General features: G+C 68.2%; 13 protein-coding genes and 2 tRNA genes. 9 read left to right on the top strand and 6 right to left on the bottom strand.

The window, feature by feature from the left end; genetic code table 11:
• Window positions 1–2: 2 nt before the first annotated feature.
• Entirely contained in the window at window positions 3–3,713 is a 3,711-nt protein-coding gene (locus tag JOF29_RS37725) for a S8 family serine peptidase (RefSeq protein ID WP_209699108.1), read from the bottom strand.
• Window positions 3,714–3,935: 222 nt separating this feature from the next.
• Between JOF29_RS37725 and JOF29_RS37720 the strand changes: the two genes are divergently transcribed.
• The 5 genes from JOF29_RS37720 to JOF29_RS37700 all read left to right on the top strand — a co-directional run bounded on the left by JOF29_RS37720 (window position 3,936) and on the right by JOF29_RS37700 (window position 6,928).
• Entirely contained in the window at window positions 3,936–4,820 is an 885-nt protein-coding gene (locus JOF29_RS37720) for a sigma-70 family RNA polymerase sigma factor (RefSeq protein WP_209699107.1), read from the top strand.
• A gap of 33 nt (window positions 4,821–4,853) precedes the next feature.
• Window positions 4,854–5,393, top strand: coding sequence for a hypothetical protein (locus tag JOF29_RS37715; RefSeq protein ID WP_307863894.1), 540 nt, complete (start codon window positions 4,854–4,856; stop codon window positions 5,391–5,393).
• 91 nt (window positions 5,394–5,484) lie between these two features.
• Window positions 5,485–5,557, top strand: a tRNA-Asn gene (locus tag JOF29_RS37710).
• 73 nt (window positions 5,558–5,630) lie between these two features.
• Window positions 5,631–6,158, top strand: coding sequence for a DUF4232 domain-containing protein (locus tag JOF29_RS45760; protein ID WP_307863893.1), 528 nt, complete (start codon window positions 5,631–5,633; stop codon window positions 6,156–6,158).
• A gap of 89 nt (window positions 6,159–6,247) precedes the next feature.
• Window positions 6,248–6,928 (top strand): hypothetical protein, encoded by a 681-nt coding sequence (locus JOF29_RS37700; protein WP_209699105.1) that lies wholly within the window; start codon window positions 6,248–6,250, stop codon window positions 6,926–6,928.
• Window positions 6,929–7,024: 96 nt separating this feature from the next.
• On the opposite strand, the gene JOF29_RS37695 is transcribed toward JOF29_RS37700, so the two are convergent.
• The 3 genes from JOF29_RS37695 to JOF29_RS46220 form a co-directional block, all read right to left on the bottom strand.
• On the bottom strand, window positions 7,025–7,162 hold the full coding sequence (locus JOF29_RS37695) for a hypothetical protein (protein ID WP_167214696.1): 138 nt from the start codon (window positions 7,160–7,162) through the stop codon (window positions 7,025–7,027).
• Window positions 7,163–7,366: 204 nt separating this feature from the next.
• On the bottom strand, window positions 7,367–7,561 hold the full coding sequence (locus JOF29_RS37690) for a hypothetical protein (RefSeq protein ID WP_209699104.1): 195 nt from the start codon (window positions 7,559–7,561) through the stop codon (window positions 7,367–7,369).
• Between the two features lie 153 nt (window positions 7,562–7,714).
• The gene (locus JOF29_RS46220; RefSeq protein ID WP_372446411.1) at window positions 7,715–8,068 is read right to left on the bottom strand and encodes a TetR family transcriptional regulator; all 354 of its coding nucleotides are present in this window, start codon (window positions 8,066–8,068) and stop codon (window positions 7,715–7,717) included.
• A gap of 103 nt (window positions 8,069–8,171) precedes the next feature.
• Between JOF29_RS46220 and JOF29_RS37680 the strand changes: the two genes are divergently transcribed.
• Window positions 8,172–8,245, top strand: a tRNA-Ile gene (locus JOF29_RS37680).
• 787 nt (window positions 8,246–9,032) lie between these two features.
• Here the strand turns inward: JOF29_RS37680 and JOF29_RS37675 are convergent.
• Entirely contained in the window at window positions 9,033–10,208 is a 1,176-nt protein-coding gene (locus JOF29_RS37675) for a WD40 repeat domain-containing protein (RefSeq protein ID WP_209699102.1), read from the bottom strand.
• Between the two features lie 694 nt (window positions 10,209–10,902).
• On the opposite strand from JOF29_RS37675, the gene JOF29_RS37670 reads away from it, so the two are divergent.
• The gene (locus JOF29_RS37670; protein ID WP_209699101.1) at window positions 10,903–12,702 is read left to right on the top strand and encodes an alkaline phosphatase family protein; all 1,800 of its coding nucleotides are present in this window, start codon (window positions 10,903–10,905) and stop codon (window positions 12,700–12,702) included.
• Between the two features lie 53 nt (window positions 12,703–12,755).
• Here the strand turns inward: JOF29_RS37670 and JOF29_RS37665 are convergent, their stop codons facing one another.
• Complete coding sequence (locus JOF29_RS37665) at window positions 12,756–14,207, bottom strand: M28 family peptidase (RefSeq protein WP_209699100.1); 1,452 nt, start codon at window positions 14,205–14,207, stop codon at window positions 12,756–12,758.
• A gap of 363 nt (window positions 14,208–14,570) precedes the next feature.
• On the opposite strand from JOF29_RS37665, the gene JOF29_RS37660 reads away from it, so the two are divergent.
• Together JOF29_RS37660 and JOF29_RS45015 are read left to right on the top strand one after the other, a co-directional pair.
• Window positions 14,571–15,107, top strand: coding sequence for a mycothiol transferase (locus JOF29_RS37660; protein ID WP_209699099.1), 537 nt, complete (start codon window positions 14,571–14,573; stop codon window positions 15,105–15,107).
• The gene (locus tag JOF29_RS45015; protein ID WP_209699098.1) at window positions 15,067–15,696 is read left to right on the top strand and encodes an aminoglycoside phosphotransferase/kinase family protein; all 630 of its coding nucleotides are present in this window, start codon (window positions 15,067–15,069) and stop codon (window positions 15,694–15,696) included. Before JOF29_RS37660 ends, JOF29_RS45015 begins: the two co-directional genes overlap by 41 nt.
• Window positions 15,697–15,700 lie beyond the last annotated feature (4 nt).

Below are 15,700 nucleotides of genomic sequence, written 5' to 3'. Positions count from 1 at the left end.
GGTCAGCGCACCCGGTACGCGCGGGTCACGGTCTGCTCGACGGCCGTCCCGTCGACGTCCGTGGCCTGGACCTTGAGCGTGACGAACCCGGCGGTCTTCGGGTTCCGCAGTACGGCGGTGGCGCCGGCGGCACCGGCCCGGCGTACCTGGGCCTGCGTCCAGGTCGCGCCGTCGTCGTACGACGCCGACACCTTGACGTCCTTCAGGTTCGGCGCGGCAAGGCCGGCCGGGTTCCGGAAGCCCAGGCCGAGGGTCGTGGTCTGCCCGGCCCGCACACTGTTGTCGAGGGCAACGTTCACGTCGTAGTCGATCGACATCACCGGCAACGCACCGCGCTCGCTGTGCTCGGACCGGAACGTCCACGCGCTGTCGACCTTGGTCGAGGTCGTCCACCACGGCAGGTCCCGCGACACCTCGGTCACCAGCTTGTACGTCGCCGGCTCCGGGACCATGGGGAAGTTGACCGACATCCACGGCGCGGACCCGACCAGCTGACCGTCCCGGTAGACCGTGAGCTTCTTGGTCTCCAGGAGGCTGATCGGCGTACCCCACTGGCCGGTCTCCATCGCGAGCAGCGGAGCGATGTCCACACTGCCGAGCTCACCCAGCCGGAGCGTCCCGTACGGGTGGTACTCCGTGATCGCGGACCGGACCACGGCCTTGTTCCAGGCGCGGTCGGTGACCTGCCACGCCTTCAGGACGACCGGGTACGTCTGGATGACCCCTGGCAGCATCTCCCAGACCGGAGCGGCCGCCACGGTCTCGAACGTCCGTACCCCGGCGCTCACGTACTCCGTCAGCGTCCGCGGCATCGTCGTACGTACGAGGGTCGAGACCAGGAACGTCTGCTTGTCCGAGATCACCGCCCGGGAGAAGCCGCCCTCGGTCGCCGGGGTGGAAGCGTAGAAGCGGTCGTTGACCGTCGCCAGCTCCCTCGGGTCTGCCCGGTACTGCTGGTTCGCCGAAATGCCGGCCTGCGTCTTCAGCACCTCGTAGCTGTAGGACGGCATCGCCTTGCCCTGGAACAGCAACTTGACCTTGCCGTGCGCGGCGAGCGCCGCCAGCTTCGTACCCTGCTCACCGGACAGCGTGAGGGCCGGGATCGCGGTCTCCTTGGTCGTGTAGACGTCGGTCCCCCACTCGCCCGGTGCGTCGCTGTAGATGACGACCGCACCGGAGCCGGCGGCGGCCGCGTTCGCGACGACCTCGCTGGTACCGACCTCGTCGCTGCGCTTGACGAGTGCGAGGTTGCCGCGGACCGCCGCGGTGAAGTCCTCCGGACGACCGGTGCCCGCGTTCACCGGCCGGAACATCCGGGTGCCGACGATCTTGGTCGAGCCGGTCCAGCCGCCGACGTACTCGGGCGCGATCGGGAACGCGCCCCTGCCGACCAGCTGGGCCGCGAGGATCGGCTCGGTCGCGGAGAAGTGCAGCCGGTGCTCGAGCAGTTCCTTCTTACCGGTCGACGGGATCGCGAACAGCTTGGCGAAGCCTGCCACGTCCGACTGCAGCTCGTAGCGCAGCGGGCTGTTCTCGCTGGACAACGACAGACTCATCCGGGCCTGGTGGAGCTGGCTCGGCTTCGGCGTCTTCAGGCCGACCTCGTGCGCCTGACGGCCGTCGAACGTCAGCGACTTGTCCGCGTCCAGCACGACCCCGGACTCGGCGCCGTACACGACCTGCCGGGTCTGGCCCCAGTCCTGCGTGAACCGGTAGGTGCCGGACTCGAACCCGTACTCGCCGCGCGGCAAGCTCAGCGTCAGCGTGCCCGCGGTGCCCTCGAAGTAGTACATGTCGGCGGGCCGCGCGGTCTGCAGATCGAAGACGAAGATCATGCCGTATGCGTGGTCGGCGACGGGCTGACCGTGGTCCTTCACGGTGATCGTGACATTGAACCGCTGCACGTCCTGCTCGAAACCGACGGCTGTGGTGACGACGGTTGCGCCGTCCGCGGACGTGCCGACGACGTGCTCGCCGTACGTGCCCGTGGCCATCGTGCCGCCGGTCAGCGTCACCGGTACGTCGGCCGTGCCGTGCGCCGGGATCGTGACGGAGCTCGCGCCGAGCTGGAACGTGCCGGCCGGAACCGCCGTACCAGCAGACTTCTGGGTGAGCGAGAGCGTCACCGGCTGGTCGCCGCGGTTGGTGTAGGTGAGCTGCTTGACGACCGGGTCGGCCGAACCGAACGGACGCATCCCGAAGTCGACGACGCCCGACGCGGCCACCGTCTGACGGAACGCGCGGCTGACGTCGACGCGACCGGCGCCCTGGGCGTACACGGACGTGTCGGCAGTCGTCTTCGCCGTACTGATCAGCTGGTCCTTCAGCTGGGCCGGTGTCCAGTCCGGGTGCTCCTCGGCCAGGATCGCGGCCGCTCCGGCGACGTGCGGGGTCGCCATCGACGTACCGCTCGCAGACGTGTAGTTGGCGTCCACCGGGTGACCCATGCTGGTCCCGGCCGCACGGGCCGCGACAATATCCGCTCCGGGCGCGCTGATCTCCGGCTTCAGCGAGCCGTCGACCGCCGGGCCGCAGCTGGAGAAGTCGGTGATCGCGTCGGTGTGGTCCACCGCGCCGACGGTCAGCGCCGAGGCAGCGTCACCGGGCGAGCCGACCGTCGAAGCGCCGGGGCCGGAGTTGCCGGCCGCGATCGTGAACAGTACGCCGGTCTGTGCGGTCAGCGAGTCGACCGCCTCGACCAGCGGGTCCTCCGCCTTCGGCCCGGCGGTTCCGCCGAGGCTCATCGAGATGACCTTGGCGCCGGAGTGCGCGGCCCAGTCCATGCCGGCCACGATGTCGGACGCGGCGCCTTCGCCCTCGTTGGACAGCACCTTGCCGATCACCAGCTCAGCGCCGGGAGCGACACCCTTGTACTTGCCGCCGGACGCTGCGCCGCTGCCGGCGATCGTGGACGCGACGTGGGTACCGTGGCCGTGGCCGTCCTGGACGGTCTGCCCGGCCACGAAGCTCTGGCTCTCGACCACCTTGCCGGCCAGGTCCGGGTGGTTCAGGTCGACGCCGGTGTCCAGGATCGCGACCTTGACGCCCTTGCCGTCGTACCCGGCCTGCCAGGCGTCCGGCGCGCCGATCTGCGGCACGCTCTTGTCCAGCAGCGCGTGCATCTTCCGGTCCAGCCACACGTGGTCGACGCCACCGGACAGCTGCGGCTTCGCAGTCCTGCCGACGTTGTCGTCGATCGAGTTCCAGAATGCGGCGGTGTTCGCCTTGTCCGCGGTCACCGCGGCGCCGCGGACGCTCGGCAGGCTGCGCTTCAGCTTCGTGCCGGCGGGGGCGGCTGTCTTCGCCGGCATCCGGGCCGCGTACCTGACGATCATCGGGACTGCACTGGTGTGCGCGTCGTCGTAGCCCTGGGCGATCAGCCCCGAGACGTTGAACAGCTGCTGGTCGAGCTTGCCGGAGGCGATGAGCGGTCCCGCTTCCTGCGGGATCACGTACACGTCCTTGCCGACCGAGTAGCTGGTGAAGTTGCCCGTCGACCCGGCGTGCGGGGTCACCGTCACCGCTGGGGTTCCGGCCGCCGTCGTCATCGTGACGACGTCGCCGGTGACCAGGGTGACCTTGGTCGACGCCTGCTGGGACGGCGCCTTGGCCACTCCGGGCGTGGGCGCCGGCGGCTCGGCTTTCGCGGTCCCGGGCACCACGAGGGTGGCGGTGAGCGCTAGGCCGAGCAGCATCGATCTTCTGGTTGCCATGAGGCTGGCCCTCCTTCTTCCCGGATTCAGTTCCGGTCGCGGAAAGCCTCACCGAGACAGCCTCGTGCCGCTACGGATTGTGGTTGGCGATCACCTGACATGTCGGGTCGCCGCCTCCAGCCGGTTGCTGTTCGTAGTTATCCACATACTTGAAGTCATCGGTTCCGGGGGGCCGGAATCAGGCACTCTTTTGGGCAAGGAGATTTCCGGGGAGAGGGACTGATGGCTGATCTCGACTGTGATCCGGCGGATGTGACGGCGCTGGTGGCGTACCTGCGCGACATCGGCCGGCACGAACTACTGACCTTGGAGGAGGTGCACGAGCACTCGTACTGGATCGAGGCCGGACTGCTGGCGGGCGAGCGGCTGCGCGACGATCCGGAGCGGTCCGACGCGGGCGAGCTGCGGCAGGTGGTCGCGCTCGGGCAGTTGTCCTGGCAGCGGATGGTCGAGGGCAACCTGCGGCTGGTCGTCTCGCTCGCCCGGCGGTACGGCGGGAAGGGTATTTCGCTGCTGGACCTGATCCAGGAGGGCAACATCGGGCTGATGCGGGCGGTCGAGCGGTTCGACCACCGGCTCGGGAACCGCTTCTCGACGTACGCGATCTGGTGGATCCGGCAGGCGATCGGGCGGGCGATCTCGGACCGGTCCCGGCTGGTGCGGATGCCGGCGCAGGCGTACGCCGACGCGTCCCGGGTCAGCTCGGCGCGGCACGAGCTGACCCAGCAACTGGGGCACGACCCGAGTACACCGGAGCTCGCGCGGGCGACCGGGCTGAGCATCGCGCGGATCGAGCGGGCGCAGGAGTGGCGGATGCATCCGGAGACGCTCGACCTGGGCGAGTCCGATCCGGTGCTGGATGACGACCCGATCGTGCTCCAGGCCGCGTTGCGCCGGGACCTCGCGTATCACCTGGAGTTCCTGGACGACCTGCATCGCTCCGTCCTGCAGCGGCGGTACGGGCTGCGTGGACACATCCCGTCGACCCCGGAGGAGACCGCCGTACAACTCGATCTGAGCCCTGCGAAGGTGCGAGCCCTGGAGCGCGAGGCGCTTCGCCAGCTCCGGCGGCGGGCGCTGCCCCAGCTTCGGGAGTACGTCGCCTGAGACTCAGCTTGGAGGTGCTGGGATGATGTGAGTGTGAGACTTTTGCGTACCGCCTGGCCGCGTGAGTTGGCGGCGGCCGTGACGGCGGCCGCCCGCGAGTCGACCGGGAGCAAGGAAGACGTGCTCGCGGCCGTGCAGCTGGCGAACGGCCGCTGGGTGGCCGGGACGCGTGCGGCCCTGTACCTGCCGTCGGACTCCGCGGACGCGGAGCGCCGGGTCGGCTGGGAGCAGATCGAGCGCGCGAACTGGGATTCCGAGGCGTCGGTGCTGCACATCTACGAGACCACCGACTTCGGCACGCCGCTGCACGCCAGCGAGCTCAAGGTCGAGGACCCCGGGCGCTTCGGGCAGCTGCTCCGCGAGCGGGTCGACGCGAGCATCGTCGTACAGCGTCACGTGCCGCTGTCCGGCAAACGCGGTGTGCGCATCGTCGGGCGGCGCAATCCGGCCGGCACCGACGCCGAGGTCACCTGGAACATCGTTCTGGACAAAGGATTGGAGCCGTCCCAGCCGGGCGTCGTGGAGGCGGCCGACGCGGCGCTCCGGGAGGTCCGGGACGAGTTCGGCGTCTGACCCGGCAGGCACCCGAATCCCGTTTTTGTAGTTCGCCGGTCGCCTGCTAACCTACTCAGGTCCTCGGGTTCGGGGCGAAGAGCTACTACGATCCCGCCTAGCTCAATTGGCAGAGCAGCCGGCTGTTAACCGGCAGGTTACTGGTTCGAGTCCAGTGGCGGGAGCAACCTCACCAGCCGGGTCCTGAGTCCACAGGAGCCCGGCTTCTTCTTTTCCGCACTCGGGCGGGTTCGGGACGTGGTCCCGGCTGTGAGCCAGTCGCCAGATGCGGGCCAGTTATCAGATGCGGGTCAGTCGGCGGGGGTGGGTCGTACGGTTGGTCCGACAGCTACGCCGCCGCCGCGGGTGTGTCCGGCGCCGGGGGGCGTTGATCACGGTCGGCCCGGTGGAGGCGGCGTTGGGTCATCGGGCCGTCGTGGTGAAGCTGACGAACTGCCGGAACACACCGATCACGGTCGACGATACCCGGACGTTGCCGTGCTCAACGGGCGACGGCAGCCGGTGAAGGCGACCGTTGCCCGCGGCACCTCGTACCTGGCAATCGACCCAGGACCTGCCAGGATCCGCCTGAACACAGGCGAAACCGCACTCGCCGCCATCGCCTGGCCGAACACCGTGGAAGTTGCCGAGGACAAGGTGTCCGGCACCTACCTCGCGATCGCCCCGCGCCTCGGCGAACCCCGGCTCATCTGGCCGGCCGACACCGACCTCGGCACCACGGCCCGGGTCGCCCTCACCGCCTGGCGCCGAAAATTGCCGAACTAATTACGCTTCAGCTATTGGCCTAGACCGCCGGTCGGGCGTACTTTCCTCTGCAGATCCCGAGGGGGGCCTCGGGGATGGAGGGGAAACTGATGAATTTCAAGAAGGTTCTGAACACCAAGGCCGGGCGTCTGCTCGTGGCCGGCGTCCTGGGGGCAGGTGTTCTGGTCGGCATCACGGTCGCCGCCAACGGCGCCACACGCCCGGACTGCAAGACGCTGTCGTACCCACTGTGCCCGCGCTCGGTCGCGGCCTCCCAAGTGGTCGACAACAGCATCCCGAAGTCCAAAATCGCACCCGCCGACCGCGAGGCATTCCTCAAGAACACCCCAGACGTCTACGGCAAGGCCGGCGTGAGCGCGACGATCAAGCCGACCGTGATCAAGACCCTGGGCGGCAAGTACTTCGACGGGTTCACCGAGCTCGGCAGCTTCAAGCTGCAGAAGGGCACCTGGCTGGTCAACACGTCGGTGACGTTCAACCGCGCGGCCGCGGGTGCAGCCGGCAGCATGCCGCAGGTCGGGCTGCGGATCGGCCAGGACCCGACCGCAGCAGGCGACGCCAAGTGGGGCACCGACGTCGGCACCGTCGGCGGCGTGGCGATCTCGCCGGCGAAGGGCCACGACCTGTTCGGGTCGACCGTGAAGGTCGTGATGGTCACCGCCGAGACCACCGTCGGCGTCTACGGGTTCGGCTACAACCAGGACCAGGGCAGCGCCGGGGGCGGGGAGATTACTGCGGCGGCTTCGATTGTCGCCGTACAGGTTGGATGACTTGCGCGCCTGATCGGTTGATCGGGAGCAGGTAACGAGAGGCCCTGGCCGCGGACGTGCGGGCAGGGCCTCTTCGTGCTCGGCGGGAGGAAAGTGTTACTTCCCCTTCTTCCGGTCGATTGCCCGCTGGATGCGGTGCTGAGGCTGACCGAGGATCTTCGCCAGCAGCGGCACGCGGTACTTGTACGCCGCGATCGCGCCTACCACGATCACCAGGAAAATGAACCAGCCCATGGATGTTCCCTTCGTCCGGACCCTGCCTCCATCATGCCCGGTCCCCGGTAATCAGCCCTCCGTCAAACCCCTGACCGCCCCCTGGTTCTCACCCCCGCCGACCACCTCACCCGGAAACCAGCCAGCCCGCCGAATCTCCGCAATCGCCGCATACAGCCTCGTGATGTACTTCGTCGGCGCGCTGCTCGCCGTCAATCGCTTGCATTACTGGCATTGGCTGGCGAGCAGTTCACGGGCTGGGGTCGCGCACCACCACTCCTCGACGCGGCCGGGCGACCAGCCGCGCTGGTCGATGAAGGTGCGGTAGACGTCCACGTTGCACAGCCCCGCGTAGATGTCGACGGCCGTCGCGACGTCCAGCCAGTCCCCCAGTACGCCGGGCTTCCACCCGGAGAACACCTCGACGCGCGAGCCGTCCGCCGTACTTCGCCGTACACCGCCGCCGGCTCCGGTTCGGCACGGGCAGCCTCGCGGAGCAGCAGGATAACGTCGCCGGCACGCTCGTACTGGCGCCCTTCGAAGCCGGCCATCGCGGCGAGCTGCCGCGCGGGATCATCCCCGGCCGCGTCGAGTTCGGCAAGCCGCCGGTCCGGTCGCCGGACAGGTCGGCTGTATCCGCGACCGCCTGCGTGAGGCCGGCCTTGTTGCCGTACACGGAGTACACCGTGTTGCCGTACACGGAGTACACCTCGGCGCCGAGACCCCGGCCTCGCGCGCCACGTCGCGCGCGGTCGTCGCCGCCCAGCCCTGGCTGACGAACAGCCGGAGCGCGGCGTCGGCGATCTCGGAGCGCGTCTGAAGCGCCTGCGCCGTCCGGCGCAGCCGCTTCACCGCCCGCCACGACCTCGCCGACGCCCTCCTCCGCGCCGTCGACAACCGCAACCTGCACGCGGTCGCCGAGGTCATCACAACCACCGGCGTCCCCCACCCTCACCCAAGTCCTCCTGAAGGAAGCCCTGCACCTCGGCAAGCGCCGACCCACCCCGACCCGATACGATCTCCCGCACACGGGGCGGTAGCTCAGCTGGTTAGAGCAGGGGACTCATAATCCCTGGGCCGCGGGTTCGAGTCCCGCCCGCCCTACTTGGTATCGCCGCAGGTCAAGGCCAGATCAGTCATCGCCTGCGGTTCGAACAACAGCTGCTCGTGACATTACTCGTGACACGCCACCGGGCGGTTGCAGGGCTCGTAGCAGCAAGCCTCGACAACATCAAGAGGAAAGCGAGCGACGGGTAGCCGCGAACGGCGAGGCTTCACTTGCGACTGTGACGGAACTTCGCCTCGAAGACTCGCACGCTTGACGGTGTTGCGGCGGCCCATCTCGCGCTACTGCCCGACCCCGCAGATCCTTTGGCTCGCTCGCGGCGCCTCCATCCACCCGTGGCGATCACAGAAGATCAGCAGCGGGCGACCGTCTCCGGGACTCCTGGGCCGGCAGTCGACTCGTGGCCATCCCCCGCGCCTTCATTCGGGGCGCCGGCACCTTCCGGCTTCGTCTGGCACAAGGCCAGGATGACAATCGTGTCTAAGACAACCACGAGAAGAGCGAACGGCATGAGCGAAAGCAACAGCAGGGTGAGAGACGTGGACACGGTTACGCCTCCGGGCATGACCGAATCCCCGAGCGTGGAAGCGATTGAGGTAACAGCCGCAACGCGACCAACGGTCTTCTATCTGTGGGTCGCAGGTTCGAAGCCTGCCGGGCGCGCCAGGTAAGCCCGCAGGTCAGCGCACTGGGAGGCCACTCGGACTTCGGTCTGGACTGCTCCTCGTGGGGGCTAACCGTGGTGCGAACTGGGGATAACTGCAGCCCACTCCAAGACTCTGGGCCGTCACGGCCCTATGGGACTCCACCTGGTTGGGAAGGTTCCTAGGTCAGGCTCCATACGACGACCTTGCCGTCGGAGCAGCCGGCCGCGAGGGTCTTGCCTGAGCGGTCGTAGGACAGTGAGGTAATCTCGCCGCCGCTTCCCTCCAGCGCGCGGATGGGGCTGGCGGTCGTGATGTTCCACTCGATGACCTTGTGGTCCGCGCCGCCGGTGACTGCGGTACGCCCGTCCGGACTGAACGCCACAGCGTTCACGGAATCGTCGTGCCCGTTGTTCAGGCTGGCGAGCAGTTTGCCGTCCGGGACGCTCCAGATCTTTGCCGTCCGGTCGGCACCGCCGCTGATGAGTCGCGTTCCGTCGGGACTGAACGCGACGGCGCGTACCTCATCGGTATGGCCGTCGCGATCATCTGCGAGTTGCCGGCGTTGGCCGTTGTGGCTGAGGTCCCAGAGGTAGGGGTGCGCGTCTGCGCTGCCGGTCGCGAAGTACCGGCCTGTGGGGCTGTAGGCGATCGACATGATCCGCCGTCCGTCGGCGGCTTGGTAGGTGTTGACCAGTTTGTGGCTCGCGACGTCCCAGAAGCGGACATCGCTGCCGTCGGGCCACCGGCGCGTGGCGAAGGTCTTGCCGTCCGGCGCGAAGACGGCCGAGGCCGCGGACTGCTCCAGCCCGCACTCATTGCCGGTCTGGTTCCACGGGCGGCGGCCGTCGAAGAACTGCCAGCACGAATCGCCCGCGGTGAGCAGTTGGCGTCCGGATGCGTTGAAGGTTGCCGAGAGCGCACCGACACCGAGGTCCTTCGCCAGCGACGGAGAGCGGCCGCTCCCGACGTTCCAGACGGCCGTGGCGGAGGCATTGGTACACGCCAGCAGAAACCCGTCCGGATGCATCGCGACCACCGCCGAGTTGTCGGTGTCGTCGCACCCGAACGTCGTGGCCGGCTGCAGGGCCTGGACCTGTTGTGCCGTCGGAGTCTTCGTCGTCGGTTGCGGGGCGGGCTTCGACCGGGGTGATGACGGCGGTGCTCCGCTCTCCGGCCCGTCGCCCGGCGACGTGCGGCCGACGAAGCCGACCACCGCGGACACAACGATCAGGACAGCCGCGATCCCGACGACCATGCCCGTCGTGAGTCCAGCCGGTCTGGGAAACCAGTTGGCGACGACACCGGTCAGGAACACCAGCACGGCCGCGAAGAGAATCCCTGCAAACGCCAGCACGGCCGCCCTCTCAGTAGACCTGAGCCACTACTCTCAGTGCACTCAGCGCCACGACTGTACGGTCCTGGAGGTTCGCCGAACTGCTCAAGCCGAGATTCCTGATGGCCTAGCCTCGTAATTTCATCGAACTCGGCTGCTCCCCGATCGTTGTCAGCCGAGTATGCCGGGGTGGATGACGACAACGGCGACAGTCGCGTCTTTCACCTCGTAGAGCGCTCGGTAGCGGTGGTCCACATTAATGCGCCGCACGTCGGGCGATCCCTAATCCGGCGGTCCCTTCAGGGCACGACCAGATGACTTCGTAACTCACACCGGGCTGATGCCGTGGCGGCACTCGTGTTCGTCGCGTGGGTGTTGCTGCGGCTGTGCGGTTTGAGCCTGCGGGGCCTCGGCGGCCGTCCGCAGGACGCCGACGGGACCGTGTTCTTCAACTGGCTGCCTTCGCAACGCAGAGCGCCTCACACAGAACCGAGATCGTGGTCAACCTGCTACCGGTGTCCCGGCCGGCCTGTTGCTTACGTGGGTAGCGGGGTTTGGGGGGAAACTGAGTGTGTCCACAGTTTCGCTGTGGTGTGGTTGTTGAACTGCAGGGTGTTGGACATCTGGTCTTCATGTGGGGGCTGTACGTGGCGCATAGGCATGGGTGGCGCGCATGTACGTCGGAGATCAGTTCCTGTCGATTCCTGGAGAGCCCATGTCGAAGTACACCCGTCCGGCCGCGGCCGGAATCGCGGCTGCGGCGATTGCCGCGCTGTGTGCCGTGCCGCTGATCAGCACGAGCGCTCAGGCCGCTCGCACGACGAGCACGTCCCACAGCAAGCACGTGCTGCTGATCTCGGTCGACGGTATGCATCAGAGCGACCTTGACTGGTACGTCGCGACCCACCCGAAGTCGGCGCTCGCCGAACTCACCCGCAGCGGACGCGAGTACACCAAGGCGTCGACGTCGAACCCGTCGGACTCCGACCCGGGCGGCACCGCGCTGATGACCGGCGGCAACCCGAGGTCGACCGGCGTCTACTACGACGTCGAGTACAGCCACAAGGTCGACGAGCCGGGCGCGGCCTGCACGCCGGGCCACGCGGCCACCGGCGGCAACGTCGTCTACGACTCGCCCGACGACGCGCTCCCGGGTGTCCCCGACCTGAGCACCGGCGCGGCCCACGCCTTCCCGTCGTTCGACGAGAACGGCTCGATCTACGGCTCCGCCGGGGCCGACCGCAACCCGGCGCTGATCATGAACCTGAAGAACGACGCCTCGTCGTTCGACAAGTCGACCTTCCCGATCAACCCGGCGACCTGCAAGAGCATCATGCCGTGGGACTACCTGGGCGATAACTCGATATTCCAGGTGATCCACGCCGCCGGTCTGCGCACCGCGTGGTCGGACAAGCACGCCATCTACATGTCGTTCAACGGTCCGGGCTCGCAGGGCAAGAGCATCGACGACTTCTTCGGCCCCGAGATCGACTCGCAGGCGGTGATGCCGAACGGCAAGCCCTACCCGCAGGACGACGACTGGGCGCACATCGACGCCGCCACCAAGCAGTACGACGGTTACAAGGTCCAGGCGATGCTGAACGAGATCGACGGCCTCGACCACTCCGGCAAGAACCACGTCGGTACGCCGGCGATCTTCGGCATGAACTTCCAGACCGTCTCGGTCGCGCAGAAGATCCGCTCAACCCCGGCGGACCTGATCTCGGACGGCCACGGTGGGTACACGACCAGCGCGCCGCAGCCCGGTGGCTACCAGTGGCTCAACGGCAAGCTGGTTCCCGGCCCGGTGCTCTCGAGCGCCTTCGCCTCCGTCGACGCCCAGCTCGGCCGCATGGTCGCCGAGCTCGCGAAGAAGGGCCTGGCGGGCTCGACGACGATCTTCGTCACCGCCAAGCACGGTCAGTCGCCGCAGGATCCCAGCAAGCTCGTCACGGTGCAGGACGGTCCGATCGTCGACGCGATCAACGCCGAGTGGGCCAAGACGCATCCGGGCAAGACTCTGATCGTCGCGGGCACGAGCGACGACCTCTGGCAGTCGTATCTGTCGGACAACTCGCAGGCGGCGGCCAACTTCGTCAAGAGCTACCTGTGGGACCACACCGCCAAGGGCTTCAACGCCAGCAAGGCGCCCGTCACCGTTCAGCACTCGGGGCTGACGCACATCTGGGCGGGCGCCCAGGCCGCGCGGTTCTTCGGCGTACCGGTCGGCAATGGTCGCTACCCCGATGTGTTCGGCAAGGTCCAGGAAGGCGTCGTCTACGCCAAGCCGACCAAGCTCGCCGAGCACGGCGGCATGAACGCGGGTGACCGTCACGTCCTGATGATCGTCAACGGTGCGGGCGTCCGGCCGCAGGTGGTGCGCACTCCTGTCGAGACCACCCAGGTCGCCCCGACGGTCCTCGCTCTCCTCGGGCTCAACCCCAACAGCCTGCGGGCCGTTCAGGTCGAGGGCACGCGGGTCCTTCCGGGGGCCGTAGCGCACACAGGTCGGTGATCGGGCTGGGCCTCGGCTTCAGGCAGCCGAGGCCCAGTAATCCTGCGATCCGGTCAGCGGGTGACCGCGTTCTTGGCTGTAGGTCTGGCTACGGCCGCCTTGGCGTGACCGGTGCCCGGCTTGGTCGCGTTGAAGACCTGCGTGTCGTACGCCATGTGGGCCACCATGTTGGCGAAGGTCTTGGACATCCAGGTCATCACCGTGGGGTCGTTGTTGCTGAGGTTGTCGCACCAGCGGAACGGGTTGTCCACGCAGCCCCCGTCGGTGCTCGGTACGTTGCCCTCGAAGTTGCCCTCGAAGCCGCCGAACAGCGCGACGTCCGAGGCCAGCTTGCAGCAGTCCTGACCGGTGAGCACACCGCTCGCCGGGACCCCCGCCAGCTGGAAACTGAAGGCGTCCGTCCCGTCGGACGAGAACAAGATGTGGTTTTTCCCGATCGAGTTGAGGTAGCCGATCCCGAAGTCGCGCCCGATCGCCGACGGAGCGAAGATGCTCGGCGGCATCGCGGTACCGGGGCCGCGCCCGAACAGCGTGACTCCGTCCTTCGGGTCGAGCACCCCGGCAACGTAGTTCGGCGTCGCCGTCACGTCGGCGTCGAGGTCGAACTTGATCTTGGCGAGTTCGGCGGCCGGCAGCGTGTTGACGTAGTACTGCGAACCGAGCAGGCCGAGCTCCTCGCCGCCGAACCAGATGAAGCGCAGCTTGTTGCGGGTGCTGGTGTTCTTCAGCTGCTGGGCGATGTCGAGGATCGTGGCCGAGCCCGACGCGTTGTCGAGCATTCCGGCTCCGAAGATCGCGTCCAGGTGGGCGTCGATGACGAGGACGTTGTTCGGGTCGCCGCCCTTGGAGTCGGCGATCACGTTCCAGTCGGAGCGGTTCGGGTCGTCGATCAGGTGCACGTCGGCGGTGAGAACGGGGCCCGTGCCCGGGACGTACTGCGCCAGCAGTTGCGTGCCGACCGCGTACGACGTGAACAGCACTGGGATGTTCTCCGTACCGGCGAGGCTCCCGGAGAAGGCGCCCGTACGTCCGGGGTTGCCCTCGTTGAAGATGACGGCCGCGGAAGCGCCGGCCGCCTCGGCGTTCGCGACCTTCTGGGCGAACGTACACGTGCCGCGCTGGATGAGGGCGATGTTGCCCGGCACGAAGCCGGCGAAGTCGGACGCGGCGCAGCCACTGGCCGAGCTCGGTGTGGGCGTCGCGGGTACGACGATGCCGCCGGCCGGCTGGACCTTCGCGCTTGCCGAACCGGCGACCGCCGCGGGGTTGAAGTCCGTGACGAGGCCGAACGAGTGCGGCGTCGGCGAATCCTCACGCAGCACCGGCGTTCCGACGAAGCTGGTGTAGTGGAACTTGTACTCCTGCAACCTGACGTTGTACCCCGCCGCTCTCATCACGGCGGCGACGTAGTCGGCGGACGCCTTGTAGCCGGGCTCCCCCGAGTTCCGCGACGGGTGGCCGTCGGCGCCCGGATTGGCGTTCGCGATCTGCTGGAACTTGACCATGTGTGCCAGAGATCCGTCTGGGTGACACAGTCGACGAGCTTCTTCGGGGTGTTGTTGACCCGGTGTGCGCACGCCGTCGGGTTGGCGTCGGCGGTACCGCTGGCGCTCGAAGCGACCGGCGTCAAGGCTCCGGTGACCGCCACTGCAGCCGCGGCGGCCATCGCGAGACCCCAGCCTCGACGTCGTCGTTGTCCTCCAGTCATCCTGCTACTCCCTCCCTGACCATGAAACCCGCCGGCGTCATCGTCGACGAGCGTTCAGCATCATTGCCGTTAGTACGCCGGGAACGCCGCCGATTGAAGACCTGGCACCACAAATGACGGGACCGTCATCTGGCCCGGCCGGTGCGTCATGCTGCTTCCTATGGACTGGAGAGATCTGCCGCTGGAGCAGGGCCAGCGGCGCGACGAGGTGGACACGTTGCAGTTCGCGCTCGATCGGGTGCGGAAGCAGTTCGCGTGGAAGACCGGTGGGCTGACCGCCGCGCAACTGCGGCAAACGCATCCGCCGTCGACAATGACGCTGGCCGGGCTGATCAAGCACATGTCGTTCGTCGAGGACGGCTTCACCGCGAAGGCCGCCGACCGTCCGCTCGCCCCGCCGTGGGACACCCGCAGCTGGGTCGAGAACGACCGGTGGGGCTGGGAATCCGCCATCACCGAACCCCCGGAGGAGCTGTATGCCCTCTGGTACGCCGCTGCCGCCCGCTCCCGCGCCGCCTGGCAGGAGCTGAGCGCGGGCGGCGGACTGGACGCGGCCGTCGAGGACCCGGATCCGGCCTGGACGACGAACCGCCGGCGGGTCGCGTTCGACCTGCTGGAGGAGTACTTGAAGCACACCGGTCACGCCGACGTACTGCGTGAAGCGGTGGACGGCGTACGGGGCAACGACCCTGTCTGAACTCGCGGAGGCATTGCGGACGTCGTACGGCGTGCACGCGGCCGAGCTGCACCGGATCCACGCCGGCACGAACACCGTCAACTACCAGGTCGTCGACGACACCGGCCGGTCGTGGTTCGCCAAGCTCTACAACGGCGACCTCGACCGCGAACGCCAAGCCATCGAACTCACCGCGTACGCCGGCCACGCCGTGCCGGTGCCGGCCGTACGGCGGACTCTCGACGGCGAGCTGATCGCCGGGCAGTTGCCGATGTCGTTGTGGGAGTTCGTCGACGGCGAGACGGCCGAGGGCGGGCTCACCGGCGCGCGCTGGCCCGCCGTCGGAACAGCTTTGGGCAGACTGCACCGCCACCTGTCCGAGCACCCGCGTGCCAAGCCGACGCTCCGCCCCGCGACCGAGGTCCGCGACGTCGTGCGCGCCCAGCGGAACTTCGACGAACTGATCGCACGCTTCCGGGCGCGCGACGAGCTGAGCCCGTTCGAAGCGTGGGCCTGCGAGGCGGCGCAGGAACGCCGGGCGCTGCTCGGGCGAGCCGGCGCGATCCTCGCCGGCCCTGCCCGCACTGACCACGCAGGTCCTGCACGGTGACCTC

The sequence above is a fragment of the Kribbella aluminosa genome, assembly GCF_017876295.1.
In the GTDB taxonomy this organism is placed as follows: Bacteria; Actinomycetota; Actinomycetes; order Propionibacteriales; family Kribbellaceae; genus Kribbella; species Kribbella aluminosa.
The sequence above is the reverse complement of the archived record's forward strand: the minus strand, read 5'-3'. Positions and strand labels throughout refer to the sequence as shown.

Coding starts and splice junctions, on each gene's coding strand:
- JOF29_RS37725 (WP_209699108.1), bottom strand. CDS start 3,713: ATGGCAACCAGAAGATCGATGCTGCTCGGCCTAGCGCTCACCGCCACC.
- JOF29_RS37695 (WP_167214696.1), bottom strand. CDS start 7,162: ATGGGCTGGTTCATTTTCCTGGTGATCGTGGTAGGCGCGATCGCGGCG.
- JOF29_RS37665 (WP_209699100.1), bottom strand. CDS start 14,207: ATGGTCAAGTTCCAGCAGATCGCGAACGCCAATCCGGGCGCCGACGGC.
- JOF29_RS46220 (WP_372446411.1), bottom strand. CDS start 8,068: ATGACCTCGGCGACCGCGTGCAGGTTGCGGTTGTCGACGGCGCGGAGG.
- JOF29_RS37720 (WP_209699107.1), top strand. CDS start 3,936: ATGGCTGATCTCGACTGTGATCCGGCGGATGTGACGGCGCTGGTGGCG.
- JOF29_RS37670 (WP_209699101.1), top strand. CDS start 10,903: ATGTCGAAGTACACCCGTCCGGCCGCGGCCGGAATCGCGGCTGCGGCG.
- JOF29_RS37700 (WP_209699105.1), top strand. CDS start 6,248: ATGAATTTCAAGAAGGTTCTGAACACCAAGGCCGGGCGTCTGCTCGTG.
- JOF29_RS37660 (WP_209699099.1), top strand. CDS start 14,571: ATGGACTGGAGAGATCTGCCGCTGGAGCAGGGCCAGCGGCGCGACGAG.